Annotated in this window: 16 protein-coding genes; 8 read left to right on the top strand and 8 right to left on the bottom strand. The window is 72.7% G+C overall.

Features of this window, described 5'->3' with window-relative positions:
• The first annotated feature begins 134 nt into the window (after positions 1–134).
• The 5 genes from ACLJQE_RS00515 to ACLJQE_RS00535 all read left to right on the top strand — a co-directional run bounded on the left by ACLJQE_RS00515 (position 135) and on the right by ACLJQE_RS00535 (position 5,054).
• A complete protein-coding gene (locus ACLJQE_RS00515) occupies positions 135–974 on the top strand; it encodes an ABC transporter ATP-binding protein (RefSeq protein WP_410636923.1) in 840 nt (279 codons plus the stop codon).
• Complete coding sequence (locus ACLJQE_RS00520; protein WP_410636924.1) at positions 971–1,834, top strand: ABC transporter permease; 864 nt, start codon at positions 971–973, stop codon at positions 1,832–1,834. The genes ACLJQE_RS00515 and ACLJQE_RS00520 overlap by 4 nt, the downstream gene beginning before the upstream one ends.
• Positions 1,831–2,991: a sensor histidine kinase gene (locus ACLJQE_RS00525; RefSeq protein ID WP_410636925.1), complete on the top strand. Its 1,161-nt coding sequence runs from the start codon at positions 1,831–1,833 to the stop codon at positions 2,989–2,991. Before ACLJQE_RS00520 ends, ACLJQE_RS00525 begins: the two co-directional genes overlap by 4 nt.
• Entirely contained in the window at positions 2,988–3,608 is a 621-nt protein-coding gene (locus ACLJQE_RS00530) for a response regulator transcription factor (protein WP_410636926.1), read from the top strand. Before ACLJQE_RS00525 ends, ACLJQE_RS00530 begins: the two co-directional genes overlap by 4 nt.
• A 105-nt stretch (positions 3,609–3,713) precedes the next feature.
• Positions 3,714–5,054: a serine hydrolase domain-containing protein gene (locus tag ACLJQE_RS00535; protein WP_410636927.1), complete on the top strand. Its 1,341-nt coding sequence runs from the start codon at positions 3,714–3,716 to the stop codon at positions 5,052–5,054.
• A 48-nt stretch (positions 5,055–5,102) separates the two neighbouring features.
• Here ACLJQE_RS00535 and ACLJQE_RS00540 read toward each other — a convergent pair whose 3' ends face one another.
• Positions 5,103–5,420 carry a hypothetical protein gene (locus ACLJQE_RS00540; protein ID WP_410636928.1) on the bottom strand — a complete coding sequence of 106 codons (318 nt, stop codon included), beginning with the start codon at positions 5,418–5,420 and terminating at the stop codon, positions 5,103–5,105.
• Positions 5,417–6,298: a hypothetical protein gene (locus ACLJQE_RS00545; RefSeq protein ID WP_410636929.1), complete on the bottom strand. Its 882-nt coding sequence runs from the start codon at positions 6,296–6,298 to the stop codon at positions 5,417–5,419. Before ACLJQE_RS00545 ends, ACLJQE_RS00540 begins: the two co-directional genes overlap by 4 nt.
• Positions 6,299–6,366: 68 nt before the next feature.
• Between ACLJQE_RS00545 and serC the strand changes: the two genes are divergently transcribed.
• Positions 6,367–7,491 (top strand): phosphoserine transaminase, encoded by a 1,125-nt coding sequence (gene serC / locus ACLJQE_RS00550; RefSeq protein ID WP_410636930.1) that lies wholly within the window; start codon positions 6,367–6,369, stop codon positions 7,489–7,491.
• On the opposite strand, the gene ACLJQE_RS00555 is transcribed toward serC, so the two are convergent.
• The 6 genes from ACLJQE_RS00555 to ACLJQE_RS00580 form a co-directional block, all read right to left on the bottom strand.
• Positions 7,484–8,695: a glycosyltransferase 87 family protein gene (locus ACLJQE_RS00555; RefSeq protein ID WP_410638265.1), complete on the bottom strand. Its 1,212-nt coding sequence runs from the start codon at positions 8,693–8,695 to the stop codon at positions 7,484–7,486. The genes serC and ACLJQE_RS00555 overlap by 8 nt on opposite strands.
• A gap of 146 nt (positions 8,696–8,841) precedes the next feature.
• Positions 8,842–10,368, bottom strand: coding sequence for an amidohydrolase family protein (locus tag ACLJQE_RS00560; RefSeq protein ID WP_410636931.1), 1,527 nt, complete (start codon positions 10,366–10,368; stop codon positions 8,842–8,844).
• A gap of 229 nt (positions 10,369–10,597) precedes the next feature.
• On the bottom strand, positions 10,598–11,803 hold the full coding sequence (locus tag ACLJQE_RS00565; RefSeq protein WP_410636932.1) for an ABC transporter permease: 1,206 nt from the start codon (positions 11,801–11,803) through the stop codon (positions 10,598–10,600).
• A complete protein-coding gene (locus tag ACLJQE_RS00570) occupies positions 11,800–12,486 on the bottom strand; it encodes an ABC transporter ATP-binding protein (protein WP_410636933.1) in 687 nt (228 codons plus the stop codon). Before ACLJQE_RS00570 ends, ACLJQE_RS00565 begins: the two co-directional genes overlap by 4 nt.
• On the bottom strand, positions 12,483–13,577 hold the full coding sequence (locus ACLJQE_RS00575) for a peptidoglycan-binding protein (RefSeq protein ID WP_410636934.1): 1,095 nt from the start codon (positions 13,575–13,577) through the stop codon (positions 12,483–12,485). The genes ACLJQE_RS00570 and ACLJQE_RS00575 overlap by 4 nt, the downstream gene beginning before the upstream one ends.
• A gap of 11 nt (positions 13,578–13,588) precedes the next feature.
• A complete protein-coding gene (locus ACLJQE_RS00580) occupies positions 13,589–14,128 on the bottom strand; it encodes a hypothetical protein (protein WP_410636935.1) in 540 nt (179 codons plus the stop codon).
• Positions 14,129–14,241: 113 nt separating this feature from the next.
• Between ACLJQE_RS00580 and ACLJQE_RS00585 the strand changes: the two genes are divergently transcribed.
• A complete protein-coding gene (locus tag ACLJQE_RS00585) occupies positions 14,242–14,904 on the top strand; it encodes a response regulator transcription factor (protein ID WP_410636936.1) in 663 nt (220 codons plus the stop codon).
• Positions 14,901–16,049 (top strand): sensor histidine kinase, encoded by a 1,149-nt coding sequence (locus ACLJQE_RS00590; RefSeq protein ID WP_410636937.1) that lies wholly within the window; start codon positions 14,901–14,903, stop codon positions 16,047–16,049. The genes ACLJQE_RS00585 and ACLJQE_RS00590 overlap by 4 nt, the downstream gene beginning before the upstream one ends.
• Positions 16,050–16,159 lie beyond the last annotated feature (110 nt).

Consider the following 16,159-nt stretch of genomic DNA (forward strand, 5'->3'; position numbering starts at 1 on the left):
TCGGATTTTTGCTTGTATGACAGCGTTTTCGTGGTTCCACGGGAAACCAAGCGCCCGTGTCCACCGATCGGTGGACAGCCGGATTCCACTGGCCGTTGGTCGGCTTCGCCGTCGACGGCGGCCAGGCTTGAGCCATGACCACAGCAGTCAGCGTGCGCGGCCTGCGCAAGCAGTACCCGGGTCACCTCGCGGTGGCCGGGCTCGATCTGGAGATCGCCCAAGGCGAAGTCTTCGCGCTGCTCGGCCCGAACGGCGCCGGCAAGACCACGACGGTCGAGATCCTCGAAGGACACCGGCGGCGGACGGCGGGCGAGGTCACCGTGCTCGGCGAGGACCCCGGCCAGGCCGGCCGCGCCTGGCGGGCCCGGCTCGGCATCGTCCTGCAGACGGCGACCGACGCCGCCGAGCTGAGCGTCGCCGAGACCGTCCGGCACTTCGCGAAGTACTACCCCGACCCGCGTGATCCCGACGAGGTGATCGAGAAGGCCGGGCTCACCGAGAAGGCCGGGACGCGGGTCAAGGCGCTCTCCGGCGGGCAGCGCCGCCGCGTCGACGTCGCACTCGGCATCATCGGACGCCCCGAACTGCTCTTCCTCGACGAGCCGACCACCGGCTTCGACCCCGAGGCGCGCCGCCGGTTCTGGACGCTGATCAGCGACCTCGCCGCCGAGGGCACCACCATCCTGCTGACCACGCACTACCTCGACGAAGCCGAAGCGCTCGCCGACCGCGTCGCGGTCATCGCCCGTGGCGAAATCGTCGCGCAGGACACCCCGCAGAACCTGGGTGGACGGGCCGCCGCCGAGGCCACCGTGCGCTGGGTCGACGAACGCGGTGCGCACGTCGAACGCACCGCGTACCCGACCAAGCTCGTCACCGAGCTCTCTGCCGGGGGCAGGGAGCTCGCCGGGCTGACGGTGACCAGGCCGAGCCTGGAGGACGTCTACCTCGACCTGATCGGAGACAAGGCATGACCGTTGAGTCATCCGGGGCTTCGCCCCAGGCCGGGGGCTCCGCCACCCGGAACCCCCGGACAGCGCTGCCCGGCCCCCTTCCCCTGGGACTGGCCCGCGGCGGCACCGAGCTGCGGCAGTTCTTCCGGCACAAGGAACAGGTGGTCTTCACCTTTTCCCTGCCCGCGGTGCTGATGATCCTGCTCGGGTCCATCCTGGACGGTCCGACGCAGCTCGACGGCGTCACCTCCGGCCAGCTGCTGGCGGCCGGGATGATCGGCTCCGGCATCGTGTCGACGTCGTTCAACAGCATCGCGACCGGCGTCTCGGCCGATCGGGAGACCGGGGCGCTGAAACGCCTGCGCGGCACGCCGATGCCGCCGGCGGCGTACTTCATCGGCAAGATGGTGCTGGTCGCGGTGTCGAGCCTGGCCCAGACGGTGCTGATGGCCGCGGTCGCCGTGCTGCTGTTCGGGCTGGAACTGCCGTCGGAACCGGCGAAGTGGCTGACGCTGCTCTGGGTGTTCGCGCTCGGCATCGTCTCCTGCACCCTGCTCGGGATCGCGGTCAGCTCGCTCGCGAAGTCCACCAACGGCGCGGTCGCCATCGTGCAGCTGCTCTACCTGGTGCTGCAGTTCATCTCCGGCGTCTTCGTTTCGCCGATCACGAGCCTGCCGAAAGTTATGGTGGACATCGCGTCGTTCTTCCCGCTGAAGTGGATCTGCCAGGGGTTCCGGTCGGTCTTCCTGCCGGACGGCGCCGTGAGGATGGAGATGGCCGGGACATGGGAACTTCCGCGGGTGGCGCTGGTGCTGGCGATCTGGTGCGTGGCGGGCGCGGTGCTGGCGCGGCTGACGTTCCGGTGGACCGACGGGAAATGAAGGACGCCTGGGACCGGTTCGACTGGCTCTGGGAGATCCTCTTCGCGGTGGCGTACCTGGCCACGACCGTGCTGGTGATCCTCGACGGAACCGACCCGGTGCGCACGGTGGTCGCGGCCGGGGCGCTCACCGCGCTGGCGCTGACCTACCTGCTGTGGGGCCGCCGGCTCGTCCGGGACGAAGACTCGCCCGCCGGGCCGCGGTGGGCGTTCGCCGCCGTGGTGCTGGCGCTGGTCGGCGTCGCCCTGTTCGCCGAAGGGACGTCCGGTTTCATCCTCTTCATGGCGTGCCCGTTGCTGTTCTCGACGCTCGAGTTCCGCCCCGCGGCGGTCCTCACCACCGTGGCCATCCTGATCAACCCGGCCGCGGCGATCGTGAACGACGGGTTCACCGGCCCGACGCTGCACATCATGCTGCCGATGACGGCGATCCTGGCCGTCTTCGGCGTGCTGTGCGGCAAGTTCATCGGGCACGTCATCGACGAAAGCCGGGGACGCGCGGACCTGATCGCGAAGCTCGAAGCGAGCCAGGCGGAAGTCGCCCGGCTCTCCCGTGAGGCGGGCACCGCGGCCGAGCGCGAACGGCTCGCGCGCGAAATCCACGACACCCTCGCGCAGGGGTTCACCAGCATCGTCACCCTCGCACAGGCCATCGAGTCCGAATTGGACAGCGACCCGGCGGCCGCGCGGCGGCACGCGGAGCTGGCCGCCCGCACCGCGCGGGACAACCTCACGGAGGCACGCGCGATGGTCGCCGCGCTGGCCCCGGCGGACCTCGCGGCCGGCTCGCTCGTCGACGCCGTCCGGCGGCAGGCCGACCGGCTGGCCGACGAGACGGGCGTACCGGTCGAGTACGAAGTGGACGGTTCGCTGCCGTCGATCGGCATGGCGGGCGAAGTGGTCCTGCTGCGCGGCGCGCAGGAAGCGCTGAACAACGTCCGGCGGCACGCGGCCGCGTCGGCGGTCTCGGTCCGGCTGTCCGTTGTGGACGGTTCGGTCCGGCTGTCGGTGCGCGACGACGGCGCCGGCTTCGACCCCGGCCACGCCACCGGGTTCGGGTTGCGCGGGATGCGGTCCCGTGCCGAGCAGGTCGGTGGCAGACTGAGCGTCCGGAGTGGCCCCCGCGGCACCGAACTCACCCTGGAGGTGCCGGCTTGATCCGCGTCATGCTCGTCGACGACCACCCGGTCGTCCGCGAAGGCCTCCGCGGCATGCTCGAGGCGGAACCGGACCTGACGGTCGTCGGCGAAGCGGGTTCCGGTGACGAAGCCGTCGCCCTCGACCGGGTCGCCGGGCCCGACGTCGTGCTGATGGACCTGCGGATGCCCGGCCTCGACGGCGTCGGGGCCACCAAACGGATCCTGCGCGAGCAGCCCGGCCGCCGGATCGTCGTGCTGACGACGTACGAGACGGACGCCGACATCCTGCGCGCGGTGGAAGCCGGCGCGTCGGGCTACCTGCTGAAAGACGCGTCCCGCACGGAGCTGGCGAACGCGATCCGCGCGGCGGCCCGCGGCGAGACGGTGCTCGCGCCGTCGGTGGCCGGGAAGCTGGTCAACCGCGTCCGCAACCCGGAGCCGCACCCGCTGTCGGCCCGCGAGGTGGAGGTGCTCGGGCTGGTCGCGAAGGGCGGCACCAACGCCGACATCGGCCGCGCGCTGCACATCAGCGAAGCCACGGTGAAGACCCACCTGCTGCGGGTGTTCGGCAAGCTCGGCGTCTCGGACCGCACCGCCGCGGTGACGACGGCGATGGCCCGCAACCTGCTCGGCTGACCCGCCTGCCGTGACCGAAGGGCCGGCACGCGTGATCAGGAAGCCGACACGCGTGATTGCGAAGCCGACACGGCTGCGGTGGGCGGCGCGCGGCAGAATGCCTCCATGCTTGCCTCGACCGAACTCGCCCTGCTCCGCCGGATCGCGCACGAGCAGGCCGCCTGCCGGGCTCCGTCGCTGGTCGCCGCCGTGGTGCGGGACGGGGAGATCGCCTGGTCCGGTGGCCGGGGACGCGTCGGCGGCGAAACGCCCGGTACCGACACCCAGTACCGGCTGGGCTCGATCACCAAGACCCTCGTCGCCACCGCCGTCATGCGGCTGCGCGACGAAGGCCTGCTCGACCTCAACGACCCGCTGGAAAAGCACGTCCCCGGCACGCCGTTCGGCGCCGCCACCGTTGCCCAGCTGCTGTCCCACACCTCCGGCCTGACGTCCGAATCACCCGGCCGGTGGTGGGAGCGGACCCCCGGCGCGGACTGGGACGCGCTGGTCGGCAGCCTCGCCGAAGGCGCGACCAAGCACCGGCCGGGCGCGCGGTTCCACTACTCGAACGTCGGCTACGGCGTGCTCGGCGAACTCGTCTCCCGCCACCGCGGCAAGGGCTGGCTCTCCGTGCTCGACGAAGAGATCCTCGGCCCGCTCGGGATGACCCGCACGACCCCGCACCCGGTCGGCGCGCACGCCGAGGGCTTCGCCGTGCACCCCTTCGCCGACGTCCTGCTGCCGGAGCCGAGCCCGGACGCCGGCGCGATGGCCCCCGCCGGCCAGCTGTGGTCGACGGTCCGGGACCTCGGCCGCTGGACGGCGTTCCTCGGCGGCGAAACCGGCGGCGTGCTCGCCCCGGAAACCGTCGCCGAGATGCGGACCATGGTCACCGTCGACGACACCGACGTCTGGACGACCGGCTTCGGGCTCGGCCTGATGCTCGTGCGCTACCAGGGCCGCCGGTTCGCCGGCCACACCGGCTCGATGCCCGGGTTCCTCGCCGTGACGCTGGTCGACCCGGCCGCGCAGACCGGCGCGCTCGCGCTCACCAACTCGACGTCCGGCGTCGGCATCACCCAGCTCTGCCTCGACCTCATCACCATGACCGACGAGCTGGAGCCGCGGCTGCCCGCCGAGTGGCTGCCGTCGCCCGCCGACCCGGAGCTGCTCGCGCTGACCGGGCTCTGGCACTGGGGCCCCACGCCGTACCACCTGCGCATCCAGGGCGACGGGCTGCTGCTGCTCGCGCCGGTCGAAGGCGCCGGGCGCAGCTCACGCTTCCGCGCGACCGGCGAGGACACCTACGTCGGCCTCGACGGCTACTACGCCGGCGAGACGCTCGTAGTGGGCCGGAACGCCGACGGCGTCGCCACCCACCTCGACCTGGCGACGTTCGTCTTCACCCGCACGCCGTACGACCCGGCCGCGCCGGTGCCCGGCGGCGTCGAAGACTGGCGCTGACCCCCGGAACGGGTCCCGCTCGCACCCCCAGGGTGGCGAGCGGGACCCTCAGGTCAGGGCGGCGGTACCCGCCGCGTAGGCGACGGCCGCGGCGTAGCGGCGGGCGAGGCGCTTGCCCTCGCCCCAGTCGAAGACGCCGAGCTTGAGCACCGTCATGATCGTCAGCGTCGAGCCGCCGTTGACCGGCGACACCGTCACGTTGACGTGCTGTCCCCAGCTCAGGAAGGACATCCCGGTGCGGCAGGTGGCGAACCCGCGGGGCCCGTCGTAGAACGGCTGCTTCCCGCCGATCGCGGCGACTCCGGCCGGGAGCGCGTGCCACAGCACTTGCGGCGGCACCGGGAAGGTCTGCTGCACAGTTGTCACGGCCGGGACGCTACCGGTGGCCGGGGCGGTCGGGTAACCGTGTTTTTACCCCCACCGCGGTGGACGCCGATGAGCCCGACGGCGTAGCTCTCCCCGTCCGGGAGGCCGGCGACCAGCTCGTCCGAAGGCCACCCGGCGAGCCACAGCCGTCGCCGGTCCACCAGCTCGGCGGCGATGTCGGCGGGCACCGCGGGCAGGTGGAACTTGACCCGCACGTCCCCCGGCAGCACCGCCCAGCCGTCGACCGGCCGGCCCGGCCGCACGTCGAGCGCCGCGGCCGCGACCGGCGTCCAGTGGCCGCTCGCCAGGCACCGCGCCGGGCCGGCCAGGCCGGCCCGGCACCCGGCCAGGCCGAGCACGACCAGCACCGCCGGGACCGGCAGCACCCAGGGCAGCCAGCCGCCGTCGCCCACGATGGTCGCGACCTCGAGGCCGAGGAAGAGCAGGCCGGCCGCCCACACCGCTGCCGTGGCGGACGCGAGCCGTCGCCGCAGGACCGCTCGCCGGGTGACCGGCTGCTTCGGCCGCAGCCGGACCAGCCCGAACAGCGTCGCGCCGAGGAAACCCGCGACCAGCGCCGCGGCGTACCAGACGTCACGGCCGTGGGGCGGGTGTTCGACGAGCGCGGCGACGAGCGCGGCGGCCACCATGAGCCACAGCACCCCGAAGACGGCCACCTGCACGCCTCGACGGCCGTCCGGGCGCGCCTCGCCGGTCGCCCACCACGGCACGCGGCGGACGAAGACCAGCGCCAGCGTGACCGCGAACCCGATCGGGAGCCCGATCGCCGTCGTTTCCGTCCAGCCTTCGATGGCGAGGTGCGCCGCGGCCACCACGGCGAACCACGCGAAGAAGCGCCAGCGAGGTCGATCGGTCATCAGTTCCACATGTCGGACACCGCCCCACCTCTGTTACCTGCCGCGTCCCGACCTGAGAGACTGGCCACATGACCGACGCTGAGTTGACCATCCCCGCCGACCTCAAGCCGGCCGACGGCCGCTTCGGCTGTGGCCCGTCGAAGGTCCGCGCCGAGCAGCTGAGTGCGCTGGCGGAGTCCGGCTCCACCTACCTCGGCACGTCGCACCGGCAGAAGCCGGTCAAGTCCCTCGTCGGGCGCGTCCGTGCGGGTCTGTCCGAGCTGTTCTCCCTGCCCGAGGGCTACGAGGTGATCCTCGGCAACGGCGGCACCACGGCGTTCTGGGACGCGGCCGCCTTCGGCCTGGTCCGCGAGCGCGCGCAGCACTTCACCTACGGCGAGTTCTCCTCGAAGTTCGCCACCGTGACCAAGGGCGCGCCGTTCCTGGCCGACCCGATCGTGGTCAAGGCCGAGCCGGGCAGCGCGCCGGACATCGCCTACGAAGCCGGCGCCGACCTGGTCGGCTGGGCGCACAACGAGACGTCCACCGGTGTCGCCGTCCCGGTCCGCCGCCCCGAAGGCAGCGAGGGCGCCCTGGTCGCGATCGACGCCACCTCGGGCGCCGGCGGCCTCCCGGTCAAGGCCGAGGACTTCGACGTCTACTACTTCGCGCCGCAGAAGTCGTTCGCCGCCGACGGCGGGCTCTGGATCGCGCTGGCCTCCCCGGCCGCGGTCGAGCGGATCGGCGAGATCGGCGGCGGCGACCGCTGGATCCCCGAGTTCCTGTCCCTGACCACCGCGCTGGACAACTCCCGCAAGGACCAGACGTACAACACCCCGGCCGTGGCCACCCTGTTCCTGCTCGCCGAGCAGATCGAGTGGATGAACGGCCAGGGCGGCCTCGCCTGGACGACCTCGCGCACGAAGGACTCTTCGTCGCGGCTGTACGAGTGGGCCGAGAAGACGAGCTACACCACGCCGTTCGTGAAGGACCCGGACCTGCGCTCGCAGGTCGTCGGCACGGTCGACTTCAACGACGACGTCGACGCCGCCGCGGTCGCGAAGGTGCTGCGCGCCAACGGGATCGTCGACACCGAGCCGTACCGCAAGCTGGGCCGCAACCAGCTGCGCGTCGGCCTGTTCCCGGCCATCGACCCGGACGACATCACGAAGCTCACCCAGAGCATCGAGTACGTGGTCGAGCGGCTCAGCTGACCTGAGGCTCCGCGGAGGGGACCTGCACCGCTTCGGCGGTGGGGGTCCCCTTCTTCGTGCTCAGGCGGCGGGCGCCGAACGCGGCGATGGCCAGCAACGCGAAGCCGTACAGCTCGTAGGACTCCGTCGCCAGCCACCAGCCGGGCGAAGGGGCCGGCCGCGGGGCGAACCACATCGGGCCGGCGATGAACAGCGCCAGGCCCGTCACCACGACGGCACCGGACCACCACGCCACGACCCGGTCGGTGCGCCAGGCCCGGACGCCGTAGTACCCGGCGAGCACCAGGATCGGCACGCACCACGTCCAGTGGTGCGTCCACGAAATCGGCGACACGAGCAGCCCGCCGAGCGCGCACGCGGTGAGCGCGAGCACGGGTTCCGCGGCCCGCACGATGATCACCGCGACCACGGCCATCACGGCGACGGCGGCCAGCAGCCAGACGACGTTGCCCGCGGTTTCCGCCAGCCCGGTCCGCGCCACCAGCCCCTTCAGCGACTGGTTGCCGACGTAGTCGACGCCGCCGATGCGGCCCGCGTCGAAGACCAGCTTCGTCCAGTAGGTGAAGGACGCCGACGGCCGGATCAGCCACAGCAGCGCCCCGGCCACCACGAACCCGGCGACCACCCGCGCGGCCGAGCGGAAGTCGCGGCGGAACAGGAAGTACACGACGAAGACGGCCGGGGTCAGCTTGATCGCCGCGGCCACGCCGATCAGCAGGCCCTTCGTCCGCTTCCGCTCCCCGGGCAGCAGGACGTCGAGCACGACCAGGACCATGAGCAGCGCGTTGATCTGCCCGAAGCCCAGCGTCGAGCGCACCGGCTCGAGCAGCGCCCCCGCGAGCTGCGCGCCGATGGCCACCAGCACGGCCACCGTCCGGCCACGGACCTTCGTGGCGTCGGTCAGCGAGCCGTTGAGCGTCGCGACGTAGAGGTACGCGACGACGCCGGTCGCGAGGATCGACGCGATGCTGACCAGCTTCATGGTCACCGCGAACGGCAGCAGCGTGCCGGGCAGGAAGACCGCGGCGGCGAACGGCGTGTAGGTGAACGGCAGCAGGATCCGGTGGCTGGTCGGCACCCAGGCGTCGTACGGCGAGCCGTGCTCGGCCAGCGCCTTCGCGCCGCCCAGGTAGACCTCCAGATCGAGGCCGTCGAACCGCTTGAGCACGAGGACCAGCACGACGGCGGCGACCTCGAGCACCAGAAGCGACCACGCCAGCTTCCGCCCCGACTGTGATTGGGGCTCCGCCCCAGGCCGGGGGCTCCGCCACCCGGACCCCCGGAAAAGCCCTGTGAGCGCCACACGTCCCCCTCGAACCAGGTCTTCGACCGGCCGAGATTACCGGGCGCTCAGCAGCAGCCGTGCACCGGCAAGCGCACTGACCTGGCGTTCGCCGTCGCGGCCGGCCGGTTCGCCGCGGCTTCGGCGTCGGCCAGCATCCGGTCGAGCGCGGCCCGGCCGAGGACGCGGCCGGCGGTCACGACGGTGTCGATCCGCCGGACCGCGCGGATGTCGGCGAGCGGGTCGGCGTCGAGCAGCACCAGGTCGGCGACCTTGCCGGGGGTGATCGTGCCGGCCGTGTCCGCCCGGCCGAGGAACGCGGCCGCGTCCCGGGTCACCGCCTGCAGCGCCCGCCGCGGGCCGAACCCGGCCGCGACGAGGAAGTCGAGCTCGTCGTGCAGGCTGAACCCCGGGAAGACGTACGGGTTCAGGCAGTCCGTCCCGCCGAGGACCCCGACACCGGCGCGGTGCGCCTCCCCGACGAGCCGCAGCTGCGCCTCGAAGTAGGCCTCCTGCTGGGCGATCTGCTCGGGCGTGACCGGCGTGAACAGCGGCAGCCGGTCGGCCCAGAGGTCGAGGACCTCCTGCGGGACGTACTTGTTCCGCGGATCGTGCGCGAACGCGCCGGCGGGCCGGGAAATGACCCGGTTGACCGCGAAGGTCGGGCTGAGCCAGCTGCCACCGGCCTTGAGGCCGGCGAAGTGCCGGGCCGCCGTGGCCGGGTCGTAGGCATGCGCGGCCTGCCGGTCGAGTTCGCGGGCCAGGTTGAAGAAGTCGCGCGGGGCCTTCGGGTCGAACGGCGTCGCGTCGAGGCGGGCGAGGAACTCGTCCCGGCGGCTCGACGTGGCGATCGGCAGCCCGAAGTTGTGCTCGAAACTGCGCTGCCCGGCCCGGGCGGCGTCGAGCGGGCGGAGCCGGTAGGGCCAGTGCCCGGCGAACGGCAGGCCGTGGCGGTGGCACTCGTCGGCGATCGCGGCGAACAGGTCTTTCGGCAGGTAGAAGTACACCTTGACGAAGTCCGAGCGCTGGGTGACGGCGGTCCGGACCGCGGCCCGCGCCTCCTCGGCGTTCGCGACCTTGGTGACCGGCGGCCCGAGCAGGGACACCGGGCCGTCGACGATCGAGCTCGCCAGCACCACCCGCGGGCCGAGCAGCTCGCCGCGGACGATCTTGTCGCGGGTGACGCGGTTTTCGTCGTAGCCCTGCATTTCGCGGATGCCGGTGACGCCGTTGGCCAGGAACAGCGGCGGCCAGATGTCTTCGTAGTCGATGCCGTGGGCGTGCATGTCCCACAGGCCGGGCACGAGGTAGCGGCCACGGCCGTCGACGACCCGGGCGCTCCCGCAGTGCGGCACCTCGGCGGCCGGCCCCACCCAGGCGATCCGGTCCCCGACGAGCACGACCGCGGAGTTCGGCCGGGCCGGGCCGTCGGTGCCGTCGACGACGGTCGCCCCGGTGACCACCACGACCTCGGTCCCGGCCGCGGCGGCCTCCTGCGCGAAGACCGCGGGAGCCACCCCGGCGGCGGCGAGCCCCGCGCCCGCCGTTGTCAGCCACCGCAGAAAATCACGCCGGTTAGCCTCGGCTCGCAGCACAGCCGCCCTCCCCTTCGATCACTCTCCCCTCCGGTCATCCAACACCGGGGCTGCGGCGGCGGGGAATCTTCCAACGTGCTGGATGCCGGGCGAGGAGTAACTCCCCACCCGGCATCCGTGCACCCACCCTCAAACGTCACTTTCCCCGTGAAAGTGTTCCGGACCGCTCACTCCGGTTCGGGGCACTTTCACGGGAAAGTGCCCTCGGGCGGGGGCCGGGTGGGGGGCGTCAGGCGAGGGCCTGGGTGGGGGCCAGCCGGGCTGCCCGGACCGCCGGGTACGCCCCCGCCACCGCGCCCACCAGGGCCGCGACCCCGACTCCGCCCGCCAGCGCGCCCACCGGCAGCACCGCGGGCCAGCCCTGGCTCAGCGCGTACCCCGCCGTCACGAGCACCCCGGTCAGCACCCCCGCCAGCCCGCCGAGCCCGGACAACAGCACCGACTCCGCCAGGAACTGCCCGCGGACCTGCCGCTTCGTCGCCCCCAGTGCCCGCCGCAGGCCGATCTCGCGCCGTCGCTCCAGCACCGAAATCACCATCGTGTTCGCCACGCCGACCCCGCCGACCAGCAACGCCACGCCGCCGAGCCCGAGGAACAACGCGCTGTACGTCGTGTCCGTCAGCTTCTGCGCCGCCAGCGCGTCCGACGGGCGCCGGACCTGGACCTCGTTCGGTGCCTGCGGGTTCAGCGTCGCCGCCAGCACCGCGCGCACACCGTCCACTTGGGACTCCTCCGCCCGGACGTAGACCGTGGACGGGTGGCCGTCGAAGCCGAGCAGCCGCTTCGCGACGTCCCAGCCGACCAGTGCCGAACGCTCGATCTCCGGCGCGAGCGGCATCGGCGCGAGGATGCCCACCACGGTGAACCACTGCGTCCCGATCAGCACCTGCGGCGGCCGGGCCGGGTCGAGGCGGTCGATGCCCAACCTGGCCGCGGCCTCGGAGCCGAGCACCGCCACCGGGTAGTTCTGGTTGCCCGCGGCGAGGAACGCCCCCACCCGCACCTTGCCGCCCAGCACGCCGAGCAGGTCCGGCCGCGCCGCGTACACGACCAGCCCGGACGTGTCGTCCGGGGCGATCTTGTCGCTGCGGCGGACACTCGCCGACGTCGTCCCGGTGCCGGCGGCCGCCTGCACCGGGCCGATCCGCCGGGCCATCGCGACCGCGTCGTCCGGCAGCGTCGCGTTGTCGCCGAAGAGCGTCTGGCCCGGCCCGGCGGTGAGCAGGTTGGGGCCGAGCGCGGCCAGCCGGTCGTGCAGGGCCTGCGCCCCGGACGCCGGGATCGCCAGCACCGCCACCATCGCGGCGACGCCGATCGCGATGCCCAGGGCGGAAAGCACCGCGCGCACCGGCCGCGTGCGCATGCCGTGGGCGCCGAGTGCGACGACGTCCGGCGGCTTGAGCCGGGCCGGCTCCGGCAGCTGCACCAAGGTCATCGCGCACCCACCAGGCCGGTGTCCAGCCGCAGCCGCCCGTCGAGCAGCTCGATCCGGCGGGGCATCCCCGCCGCGATCTCCCGGTCGTGGGTGATCACGACGATCGTGGTGCCTTCCGCGGACAGCTCGCCGAGCAGCGAAAGGACCGAAGCACCGGTGCCGGTGTCGAGGTTGCCGGTCGGCTCGTCGGCCAGCAGGATCGCCGGGTCGTTGACCACGGCCCTGGCGATGGCGACGCGCTGGCGTTCCCCACCCGAAAGCTCACCGGGCCGGTGCCACGCCCGGTGCCCGAGCTTGACGCGGTCGAGCGCCACCAGTGCCCGCGCGCGCCGCTGCCGCCGCGGCACCCCGGCGTAGAGCAGGCCGGTGCACACGTTGTCCACCGCACTCATCCCTTCGTCGAGGAAGAACTGCTGGAACACGAACCCGATCCAGCGGGAGCGCAGCGCCGAGACCTTGCGGTCGGGCAACGCGGCGACATCGTGGCCGCGCAGCTCCACCCGGCCCGACGACGGCCGGTCGAGCGTGCCCATCAGGTGCAGCAGGGTGGACTTGCCGGACCCGGACGGCCCGACGATCGCCACCATCTCGCCGTCTTCCAGCGAGAGCGAGACGCCGTCGAGCGCGGCGACCCCGCCGGGGTAGGTGCGCGTGACCTCGTGCACGCGCAGCACGGGCGTCACGACGTCGTCACCACCCGCATGCCCGCAGCCAGGCCGGTGCCGGAGACCTCTACCTTGCCGCCGCTGAACAGTCCTGTTCGGACAGCGAGCAGCCGTCGGCTGCCGTTCTCGTCCACCTCGACCGCGTACCCGCCTTCGGCGAGCGCGAGCAGCGCGCCGACGGGGACCGCGAGCACGCCCTGGTGGACGTCCTTGGTGAACCGGACGGTCGCCGGAGCCGAGTCGAGCGAGCCGGCGACGGACGGGTCGTCGAGCTGGACGGCCACGGTGATCTTCGGCTTGCCGTCGTCCTGGCCCGCCGCGTCCTTGCCCTCGACCGCGGTCCGCCCGACGTCGGTGATCGTGCCCGGCGTCGTCTTCCCGTTGATCGTCACGGACGCCTTCGCGCCCTGCTGGGCGAGACCCTGCTTGGCCGCGTCGAGCTTCACCTGCACCGACCGGACGGTGCCGGACGTCTTCAGCACCTCGCCCTGTGCGGGCGAGCCGGGCTTGGCCTGGACGGCCGAAACCCGCAGTTCGCCCGCCGCCAGCACGACGTCGCCCTGGCCGAACGCGCCGGTCTGCTCCAGGCCGAGGGACTTCTGCCACTTCTTCAGCGCGGCCGCCGTCGCCGAGGTGAACTTCTTGTCCGGCGTCCCGAACCCGCCGAAGCCGCACGCCTTGAGGTTTTCCTCCAGCTGCTTGACGTCGGCACCGTCGTCCACGCCCGCGGCGAGGTCGCGGTAGAACGGCAGGGTGCCGTAGAACAGCGGCACCGGCTTCGCGTCCACGCCGTACACCGCCTGGCAGCGGGTGAGGGTGGCGCCGGCGGCCGGCAGCGACGTGATCGTGCCGGGCTTGCGGCCCCCGACGACCGACTCGTCGCCGTAGCCGAGGGTGCCGTCGGCCTCCTCTTCTTCGCTGAGGTCGGTCTTCACCACCTCCGCCGTCTCGGCCGCGGGCGGTGCGGCCTCCTTGACGGGTGTCGCGCTCGACACCCGCGTCAGGATCACGACGGAGCCGGTGCCCAGCACCACGACGACGACCGCGGCCGCGATCAGCCAGCGGGCACGGCCGCGGCGGCGGGGCTTGAGGTGGGTCACGTCGTTCACGTCTTGAATAGTCACCGTGCCGCCTCGGAGTGGATGCTCATGCCGAGCCCGCACGCCTTCGCGGCCTCCTCGAACTTCTTCGGGTCGTCACCGGGGCCGCCGATCCGCATGCCGCCCTTGCCGGTCGGGTCCGGGTCCGGCATGTCGACGCCGTGCTCCCGCATGCACTTGGCGTTCTTGCGCATCTTGTCGAGCTCTTCGGCGCTCGGCTGCTTCATCTCGCCGCCGTTGGGCATCAGGTGCTTGCACGCGTTGTGCGCGGCGTCGACCTTCCCGCGGTCGGCACCCTCGCCCTGGATCGCGATCGACATTCCCTTGCCGTCGCCGGCGGGCTTCGGGTCGGGCATGTCGACGCCGTGCTCGCGCATGCACTTGGCGAAGTCGCGCATCTTGTCCTCGTCGCTCTTGCCGCTGTTGTCGGCCGCGGCGGGGCCGCCCGTCTTCGGCGGTGTCGAGATCGAGGCGACCTTCGATCCGTCGTCGGCCTTCGCGCCGCAGCCCCCGAGCAGCAGGGCCGTCCCGAGGGCCGCGACGGCAATCCGTATCCGCATGGCTCGAATTCCTTTCGTCCGGATGGGTACCAGGTCTACGGATCGGGGCATTCGGGCGCGCTAAGCGACGTCGCTTATGCGGTCCTTATGGCCGGCCTGCGCAGACTGGGCCGGTGCGAGTGCTCGTGGTGGAGGACGAACGGCTGCTGGCCGACTCGGTCGCGGAGGGGTTGCGGCGGTTTTCGATGGCCGTCGACGTCTGTTACGACGGCGAGCAGGCCATGGAACGCGTCGGCGTGCACGGCTACGACGTCGTGGTTCTCGACCGCGACCTGCCGAAGGTGCACGGCGACGACGTCTGCGCCGCGGTGGTCCGGGCCGGCGGCGAGGCGCGGGTGCTGATGCTGACCGCGGCCGCCGACGTCACCGACCGGGTGGCCGGCCTCGGCCTCGGCGCCGACGACTACCTGACCAAACCGTTCGCGTTCGCCGAGCTGGTCGCCCGGGTGCAGGCGCTGTCGCGGCGCGCGCGGCCGGCGTTGCCGCCGGTGCTGGAACGCGACGGCGTCGTGCTCGACCTGCCGCGGCACCAGGCCGCCCGCGACGGCCGGTTCCTGCTGCTCTCCCCGAAGGAGTTCGCCGTGCTCGAGGTGCTCATGCGGGCGGAGGGCGCGGTGGTCAGCGCCGAAGACCTGCTGGACAAGGCGTGGGACGAGCACGCGGACCCGTTCACCAACGCCGTGCGCGTCGCGGTGATGACGTTGCGCCGCAAGCTCGGCGACCCGCCGGTGATCGAGACCGTGCCCGGCGCCGGCTACCGGTTCGGCACGCGGTGAACGGCCTGTCCGTCCGGACGAAGCTCACCGCCTGGTACGGCGCGCTCTTCCTGGTCGCCGGGCTGGTCCTGGTCGTGCTCAACTACCTGCTGGTGCAGAGCACCCTGCCGGACCCGGCCCGGTTCGCCTCGACGGCGGTCGCCGGCGACGCCCTCTTCGGGACCGCGGAGCGGCTGGACACCCTTTCGCCCGCTCCGGCGGTGCGGCTGGTCAGCGGCTCGCTCGACGAGTACCGCTCCTCGACGCTGTCGACGCTGGTGGTCGGCTCGGCGATCGCGCTGGTGGCGACGGCGGCGCTGGCGGTGCTGTTCGGCTGGCTGATGGCGGGCCGCGCGCTGCGGCCGCTGCACGACATCACCTCGGCCGCGCGCCGGCTGGAGGTGGGCAAGCTCGACCGGCGGATCAACCTCGAAGGGCCGCCGGACGAGCTGAAGGAGCTGGCGGACACCTTCGACGGCATGCTCGACCGGCTCGCGGAGTCGTTCGACAGCCAGAAGCGGTTCGTCGCGAACGCCTCCCACGAGCTCCGGACCCCCTTGGCGGTGCAGCGGACGCTGATCGAAGTGGCGATGGCCGACCCCGAAGTCCCTGCGGAGCTGGCGAAGCTCGGCACGCACCTGCTCCACACCAACGAACGCAGCGAGCGGATGATCGAAGGGCTGCTGGTACTGGCCCGCAGTGACCGCGGGCTGCACGCCCGCACGCCGGTGCGGCTGGACGAGATCGCCGCGTCGGTCGTCCGGGCGACGTCCGCCCAAGCCGCTTCGGCCGGCGTGACGGTGGAGACCCGGCTCCGGCCGCGGACGGTGGCGGGCGACCCGGTGCTGCTCGAGCGGCTGGTGACGAACCTGGTGGTCAACGCGATCACGTACAACGCGTCCAGTGGCTGGGTGTACGTCGAGGTGCGCGGGGACCCGGCGCTGGAGGTCCGGAACTCGGGCCCGGTGGTACCACCCGAGGCGGTACCGACCCTGTTCGAGCCGTTCCGGCGGCTGGCCGGCGCGGAGCGGACCGGCGACCCGCGCAACGCGGGACTCGGCCTGTCGATCGTCCGCTCGGTGGCCCAGGCCCACGGCGGCCGCGCCGAAGCCCAGCCCGGCCGGCGAGGCGGTCTCACCGTGACGGTCCGGCTGCCCCGCTCTTGATCCACTCGATCGTGACTTTGCGTGTCCGGCGTGTCACCCCTTTGCCGCTGACCTGGGTAGGCGAGGATGCGGAGGACGCGAAGTGAACAGTGGGCAGTTCGGTGCAGACT

The sequence above is a fragment of the Amycolatopsis sp. lyj-346 genome, from assembly GCF_046548975.1.
In the GTDB taxonomy this organism is placed as follows: domain Bacteria; phylum Actinomycetota; class Actinomycetes; order Mycobacteriales; family Pseudonocardiaceae; genus Amycolatopsis.